The organism is Streptomyces sp. ICN903, assembly GCF_022015835.1.
In the GTDB taxonomy this organism is placed as follows: domain Bacteria; phylum Actinomycetota; class Actinomycetes; order Streptomycetales; family Streptomycetaceae; genus Streptomyces; species Streptomyces fenghuangensis.
The window spans coordinates 1-6,297 of the sequence record NZ_JAKMAY010000305.1 but is presented as its reverse complement, the minus strand read 5'-3'; the positions used below and the strand labels follow the sequence as shown (position 1 = coordinate 6,297).

The 6,297-nt window shown below is 75.1% G+C and carries 6 protein-coding genes and 1 pseudogene; 2 read left to right on the top strand and 5 right to left on the bottom strand.

Annotation, left to right across the window (positions count from 1 at the left end; all coding sequences use genetic code 11):
• Positions 1 to 756, bottom strand: a pseudogene (locus L7D48_RS24000) (hypothetical protein); the annotation flags it as partial.
• Between the two features lie 134 nt (positions 757 to 890).
• On the opposite strand from L7D48_RS24000, the gene L7D48_RS23995 reads away from it, so the two are divergent.
• Together L7D48_RS23995 and L7D48_RS23990 are read left to right on the top strand one after the other, a co-directional pair.
• Positions 891 to 1,670 (top strand): hypothetical protein, encoded by a 780-nt coding sequence (locus L7D48_RS23995; RefSeq protein WP_237882379.1) that lies wholly within the window; start codon positions 891 to 893, stop codon positions 1,668 to 1,670.
• Between the two features lie 178 nt (positions 1,671 to 1,848).
• Complete coding sequence (locus L7D48_RS23990; RefSeq protein WP_237882377.1) at positions 1,849 to 2,604, top strand: GntR family transcriptional regulator; 756 nt, start codon at positions 1,849 to 1,851, stop codon at positions 2,602 to 2,604.
• Positions 2,605 to 2,670: 66 nt separating this feature from the next.
• On the opposite strand, the gene L7D48_RS23985 is transcribed toward L7D48_RS23990, so the two are convergent.
• The 4 genes from L7D48_RS23985 to pcaC form a co-directional block, all read right to left on the bottom strand.
• Positions 2,671 to 3,114, bottom strand: a complete 444-nt coding sequence (locus L7D48_RS23985) for a DUF6278 family protein (protein ID WP_237882375.1) — start codon at positions 3,112 to 3,114, stop codon at positions 2,671 to 2,673.
• 57 nt (positions 3,115 to 3,171) lie between these two features.
• Positions 3,172 to 3,960 (bottom strand): exodeoxyribonuclease III, encoded by a 789-nt coding sequence (locus L7D48_RS23980; RefSeq protein ID WP_237882373.1) that lies wholly within the window; start codon positions 3,958 to 3,960, stop codon positions 3,172 to 3,174.
• Between the two features lie 93 nt (positions 3,961 to 4,053).
• Positions 4,054 to 4,719, bottom strand: a complete 666-nt coding sequence (locus L7D48_RS23975; protein ID WP_237882371.1) for an MBL fold metallo-hydrolase — start codon at positions 4,717 to 4,719, stop codon at positions 4,054 to 4,056.
• An 86-nt stretch (positions 4,720 to 4,805) separates the two neighbouring features.
• Positions 4,806 to 6,107 (bottom strand): 4-carboxymuconolactone decarboxylase, encoded by a 1,302-nt coding sequence (gene pcaC / locus L7D48_RS23970; RefSeq protein ID WP_237882369.1) that lies wholly within the window; start codon positions 6,105 to 6,107, stop codon positions 4,806 to 4,808.
• Between the last annotated feature and the right edge of the window lie 190 nt (positions 6,108 to 6,297).

Sequence of the window (6,297 nt, the reverse complement as noted above, 5' to 3'; positions counted from 1 at the left end):
GGGTACGGGGCCGGCGGCCGGCCCGGGCCGTGCCCCGGTCTCCAGTCCGGCGAACCGGGCCCCGCGCGGCCGGGGGCCCACCGGGCCGGACGGCGGCGGGGGGACGTGCCCGGGCTCATGGCCGTGCTCGGACTTCCCGGGTTCGGGGCCGTGTCCGGGCTCATGGCCCGGATCCGCCCCGCTGCGGGCCGCCAGGGCGGCCAGGCGCTCGCGCAGTTCCCCGCAGCGGGCCGTGGCACGGGCCCGGTCGTCGCGCGCCCAGGCGAGGTCGGCGGCCAGGCGGCCGGCGCCGGCCGGGTGACGGCCCGCCGTCGGCAGGCGGGCCAGGGTCTGTTCGCGGTGGACCGCGTGCCGCTGCTCGCGCAGCGTCCGCGTCAGCATCTCCCGCAGTTCGGCGGCCCGCCGCCGCGGGTCGCCGGCCGCCTCGTCGCAGGCGGCGAGCGACGCCAGGTGCAGCGCCCTCAGCCATGCGGCCCGGGGGCGCGCCCGCCGGGGGCCCCGGCGCACGGTGAGGTCGTCCAGCAGGGAGGCGACCACGTCCCACGGCGGGATCCTGCGGCCCGCCAGGCAGGCGGCCAGCCCCTCGGGGTCGCGCCGGACGAAGACCCCGTACCATCCGGCGGCCGGGTCGAGTTCGGCGGTGAGCGCGGTGAGCGCGGCGGCGAACTCGGCGGCCTCGGGCAGGTCCGGGCCGCCGGGTACGTCGAAGCCGGCAGCGGCCCGGTGGACACTGCCGTTCGGTTGCGGCACTGGCATGAGGCCATGGCACACCGGCTGTGTTTCGTCGACCGTCACCATCGTGCTACGAACAGTTTTCGCATCCCTTCCCGCTCCTCACCCTCTTGTCATGTTTCCAACAGAAGCGGCATCCGGCGATACGCTTCCGCCCCATGGACGAGAACCTGCGCGACATCGTGCTGGGCGTGCTCGCGGCCGGCGTCACCACCTCGATCGGCTGGTTCGGCCGCACCTACCTGTGGCGCCGCGCGCTCCGCCGCAAGCAGCGCTTCTTCGGCCTGCCGGAGCACTCCGAGTGCCTGCTGGTGGTCGGTCACAAGGCCGCCACGGGGGAAGGCGCCGTCTCCCGTGACGACGTGTTCGCCCTGCTGGAGCTGTCCGCCCTGGTCAAGGAGTGCGGCGCGAACGCGCAGGTGATGTCGCACGAGAACGTCCGCCAGGGCTTCGGCGAGCGGACCGAGTTCTGCGTGGGAGGCCCGTCGGCGAACCGGCGGACGGCGGCCCATGTCCAATCCCTGCTGCCGGGGGTGCGGATCGACACCAGGCCCGAACCGGGACCGGACCAGGTCGTGTTCACCATCGGCGGCGAGCGCTACCGGATGGAGCGGGGGTCGGTGGAGTACGTGCTGCTCGCCCGGCTCACCGCGGGCGAGGGCTCCCACCCGGTGTTCGTCCTGTGCGGTCAGCGGGCCGTCACCAACCAGGCGGCCGCCCGCCATCTCGCCCGCCACCACACCCGGCTGGCCCGCGAGCACGGCACGGACGGCGACTTCTGCCTGCTGCTGAAGGTGGTCAACTCCCAGGCCTACGGACCCGATGTCGTCGAACTGGTCGCGGACGTCACCCGGGCCGCCACCACCGCGCCGTCCGCGCCCGCGTCCGTGCCCCCGCCCGCCCGCCGGCACCGGGCACGCGGCCGAGCCGAGGGCTGACCCGGTCAAGTGCCCGATTGTGCAAGGAGTTTGCGGAACCGGGTACCGATGTCGCCGAGGTGTTCCCGATGATGTTGCCCACGACGCCTCATGCGGCACAGGCCCCCCTCCTACCCTGTTGACCCAGGCACGGAGACCGTTCCCACCCCGCAGGCGGCAGCACGGAGAGGAGTCCCGGATGGGCGACAGCAGACCGGTCTACCAGCGGATCGCCGACGATCTGCGGCAGCAGATCGACGAGGGGGCCCTGGCCGTGGGCTCCCGCATCCCCTCGCGTTCGGAGCTGAAGCGCACCTACGCCGCCAGCGACCAGACCGTGGACCGGGCGGTGCGCGTACTGAAGGCCGCCGGCTACGCGGAGGGGCAGTTCGGGCGGGGCGTCTTCGTCACCGACCGCAGCCCCGCCGGGAGCCTGCTGCGCACCGGCGAGGCGGTGGACTCGCCGTTCGCCGCCCGGCTGGTCACCTGCTCCCCGGCCGCCCCCACGCTGCTGTGGGAGGCCACCTCCACCGCCACCGGGGCCCCGCCGCGGATAGCCGAGCGGCTGGGGATCGGCGCGGGCGACCGGGTGATGTGCACGCGGTACGAGTACCTCGCCGACCGGCGCCCGCTCCAGCTCGCCATCAGCTGGGAGCCGCTGGCGCTCACCGAGGGCACCGAGGTGGTCTTCCCCGAGCGGGGCCCGTACGCCCGGCGCGGGGTGCGCGAGCGGTTCGCGGCCATCGGCCTCCCCGTGGCGCGGGCCACCGAGCTGGTCGGCTCGCGGTCGGCCACCAGCGCGGAGTCGCAGGCCCTGGGGTGCTCCCCCGGGCAGTGCGTGACGGTCATCGAGCGCACCCACCACACGGCGGACGGCCGGGCCGTGGAGACCTCCGACATCGTGGTGCGCGCGGACCGGTGGCGGCTGGAGTACCGCATCGACTTCCCCGGCTGACGGCCCGCGGCCCGGCCGCGCCCGGGGCCCCGGGCGCGGGCCCGGACGCACACCGGCCGGCGCCCGTCACGCCTCGGAGGCCTCCGCGTACACCTGCGACAGCTCCGGAGTGCCGCTGAGCGCCCACTCGTGGCCCGCCGCCACCACGTCCAGCTCCCGGCCGGAGGCCAGCCGCACCACCGGCCGGCCGTTCGGCCACACCTGCCACTCCGCGCCCGGCACCGTGCGGACGACGACGGTGCCCAGGTACAGGCCCGCGTCGTTGCCCAGCCAGGTCAGCGCCTCGGGGTCCTCGTCGCGCCAGCGCGGCAGGAGCTGGTCGAGGGCGGCCAGCGAACCGGGCGTGTCCTCCAGCTCGATCCCCGCCGACTCGGCCTGCCTGCGCAGCAGTTCGCACTCGGACAGCAACTGCGCCACTCCCTCGGCGTCATGGGGGGCGGGCTGCATGACCGCCACTCCGCGGGACACGCCGTGCCTCTTGCGCCAGTTGTCCAGGAAGGGGATGTTCATACGCCTCAGCGTGACATCAACGGCCCGGTGAACGGCACAAGGCACGCGGGCGGGCGCTCACACCTCCAGGTCGACGACGACCGGGGCGTGGTCCGAGGCGCCCTTGCCCTTGCGCTCCTCACGGTCGACGTAGGCGTCCTTCACCGCCGACTCGAAGGCTGGGTTCCCGTAGACCAGGTCGATGCGCATGCCCTTGTTCTTGGGGAAGCCGAGCTGGCGGTAGTCCCAGTAGGTGTAGGGACGGTCGTACTTCAGCGGGCGCGGCACGACGTCGGCCAGGCCCGCCGCGCGCAGCCCGGCCAGCGCCTCGCGCTCGGCCGGGGTGACGTGCGTGGCGCCCTCGAAGACGGCGGGGTCGTAGACGTCCTCGTCGGTCGGCGCGACGTTGTAGTCGCCGAGGATGGCGAAGGGCCGCCCTCCGGCCTCCCCCGCCGTCTCCCGCACCGCCAGCTCGCGGAGCGCGGCGAACCACCGGAGCTTGTACTCGAAGTGCGGGTGGCCGACCTCGCGGCCGTTGGGCACGTACACCGACCACACCCGCACCCCGCCGCAGGTGGCGCCCGCCGCGCGGGGCTCGGTGGCGCCCTCGTAGTCGGGCCCCGCGGGCAGGCCGATCACCGGGTCCTCCAGGCCCACCCGGGACAGCACCGCCACCCCGTTCCACCGGCCCGAGGCGTTGACCGCGGCCTCGTAGCCCAGTTCGCGCAGCGGTTCGGCCGGGAACGCCTCCGCCGTGCACTTCAGCTCCTGCAGGCACAGCACGTCCGTGCCGCTGCTCTCCAGCCAGGCCAGCAGCCGCTCGAGCCGTGAGGTGATCGAGTTGACGTTCCAGGTGGCGATACGCATGGCAGCGAATCTACCGCCCGGCACCGACAGCCGGCCGTCGGCGGGGCGGCTGCCGGCAGCCGGCCGCCGGCGGGGCGCTCCTTCCGGCGGGGCTCAGTCCTCCCGCAGTGCGACGCTCTGCCCGGGCTCCAGCCGCGTGTGCTCCGCGCCTGCGACGCCGGGACCGTTCGGGCCGAGCAGGCGGCCGTAGACCAGATGCCCGAAGTCCGACAGCAGCCCGTCGTGGACGTCGTACGCCACGCGCGGCCGCACCTCGCGCACGTAGTCGACGACCTCGGCGACCTTGCTCCAGGGGGCGTGCACCGGCAGCAGCAGGGTGTCCACCGGGCGGCCGGGTACGGTCAGGGCGTCGCCGGGGTGGAAGACGGTGCCGGCGCCGGGGGCGGTGACGGCGTAGCCGACGTTGGTGACGCGCGGGATGTCGGGGTGGATGACGGCGTGCAGTTCGCCGTGCACCTCCACCTCGAAGCCGGCGGCGGTGAAGGCGTCCCCGTCGCCGACGGTGTGGACGCGTCCGGGGAAGGCGGCCGAGATCCGCTCGGCGACGCTGCGCAGCGTCCAGATCCCGGCGGCCGGGTTCGCCTCCAGCGCGGCGCGCAGCCGGCTCTCGTCGAAGTGGTCGGGGTGCTCGTGGGTGACCAGGATCGCGTCGGCGCCGACGGCGGCGTCCGCCTCGCTGAAGCCGCCCGGGTCGATGACGAGCGTGCGTCCTTCGCGGTGCAGGGCGACGCAGGCGTGGCCCTTCTTGGTGAGCTCCATGGGGCCCATTGTGCTGCCCGTCCGCGATCTTCGCCGCGAAGTCCCGCCACCGGCCCGGAACCTGCCACGGGAACCGGTCGAGGGCGTCAGTCGCGGGGGGTGGTCTCCTCCGCTATGACGCGCCGGGCGACTTCGAACGCGGCCCCGGCGGCGGGCATTCCGCAGTAGACGGCCGTGTGCAGCAGCACCTCCCTGATCTCCTGCGGGGTGAGCCCGTTGCGCAGCGCGGCGCGGGTGTGGGCGGCCAGCTCCTCCAGGTGCCCGCCGGCGGTGAGCGCGGTGAGGGTGACCACCGAGCGGGTGCGGCGGTCGATGCCGGTGCGGGCCCACACCTCGCCCCAGGCGTAGCGGGTCAGGAGGTCCTGGAAGTCGCCGGTGAAGTCGTCGGTCTCCTCGGCCACGCGGTCGACGTGGGCGTCGCCGAGCACCTCGCGGCGGAGCCTCAGACCGGTGTCGTACGCGGCGCCGGGGTGGCCCTGGCTCTGCTCTCCGGCCGTCAGGGCGGCGATCGCGGCACGGGTGGGCAGGGCGTCCGTCGCGCGGCCCGTGCCGCCGGCGGGCGCCTGGGCGGGGACCGGGACGGCCGCCGGGGCGTCCCGCCGGCCGGCGGGGAGGGCGGCCGAGAAGTGTCCGGCCAGCAGTTCGGTGATCTCGCCGGGCCGCTCCACGGGGGCCATGTGGCAGGCGTCGGGGACGAGTGCGAGCCGGGCGTCGGGGATGCCCGCGACCAGGGCGCGGGCGTCGGCGGGCGGGGTGACCCGGTCCTCGGCCCCGGCGACGACCAGCGTGGGCACGCCGACGCGGGCCAACTCCTGGCGCATGTCGAAGGAGGCCAGCGCCTCGCAGGCGGCTATGTAGCAGCCGGGGTCGGTGGTGCGGACCATCTGGACGGCCCACTCCACGATGGCGGGCTGGGCGGCGGCGAAGGCGGGCGTGAACCAGCGCTCGGGGGTGGAGCGGGCGATGGGGTCCAGTCCGTTGGTGCGCACCACCACGCCGCGCTGCCGCCAGGTGTCGGGGGTGGCGTAGCGGGGGGCGGAGGAGATCAGCGCCAGGGAGGTGAGCCGGCCGGGCGCGTCCAGCGCGATCCTGGCGCCCACGGCGCCGCCCAGGGAGCAGCCCGCGTAGGCGAAGCGGTCGGCGCCCGCGGCGTCGGCGGTGGCCAGCAGCCGGGCGGCGAGGTCGCCGACGGAGGTGGCGGGGAGGGCGGGCGCGCCGCCGTGGCCGGGCAGGTCGTAGCGGAGCACCCGCCAGTGGCGGCTGAGTTCGGGGACCTGGCGGTCCCACATGTGCCAGGTGGCGCCGAGGGCCGGCCCCAGGACGAGGACCGGGGCGTGTTCCGGCCCGTCAACGCGGTACTGCAGGGTGTCGACGTTCTTCTCGCTCACCCGCTCACGCTCCCACACCCCGCGGCTCCCACCGGCGGGGGGTGGGCACACCGGTGTCCTGACGCCGTATCGGTTACTGTTCCGGTCCGATGGGCTGATTGGTCGCCCTGATCCGGCCAAGACACAAGAAAACAGGGTGCGGTATGAGATCGCGTCGAATATGGGGCACGGCCGCCGCGGTGGTGGTGGG

Bases quoted from the DNA above. Each gene is read 5' to 3' on its own strand.
- L7D48_RS23995 (WP_237882379.1), top strand. From the start codon at position 891: ATGGACGAGAACCTGCGCGACATCGTGCTGGGCGTGCTCGCGGCCGGC.
- L7D48_RS23990 (WP_237882377.1), top strand. From the start codon at position 1,849: ATGGGCGACAGCAGACCGGTCTACCAGCGGATCGCCGACGATCTGCGG.
- L7D48_RS23985 (WP_237882375.1), bottom strand. From the start codon at position 3,114: ATGAACATCCCCTTCCTGGACAACTGGCGCAAGAGGCACGGCGTGTCC.
- L7D48_RS23980 (WP_237882373.1), bottom strand. From the start codon at position 3,960: ATGCGTATCGCCACCTGGAACGTCAACTCGATCACCTCACGGCTCGAG.
- L7D48_RS23975 (WP_237882371.1), bottom strand. From the start codon at position 4,719: ATGGAGCTCACCAAGAAGGGCCACGCCTGCGTCGCCCTGCACCGCGAA.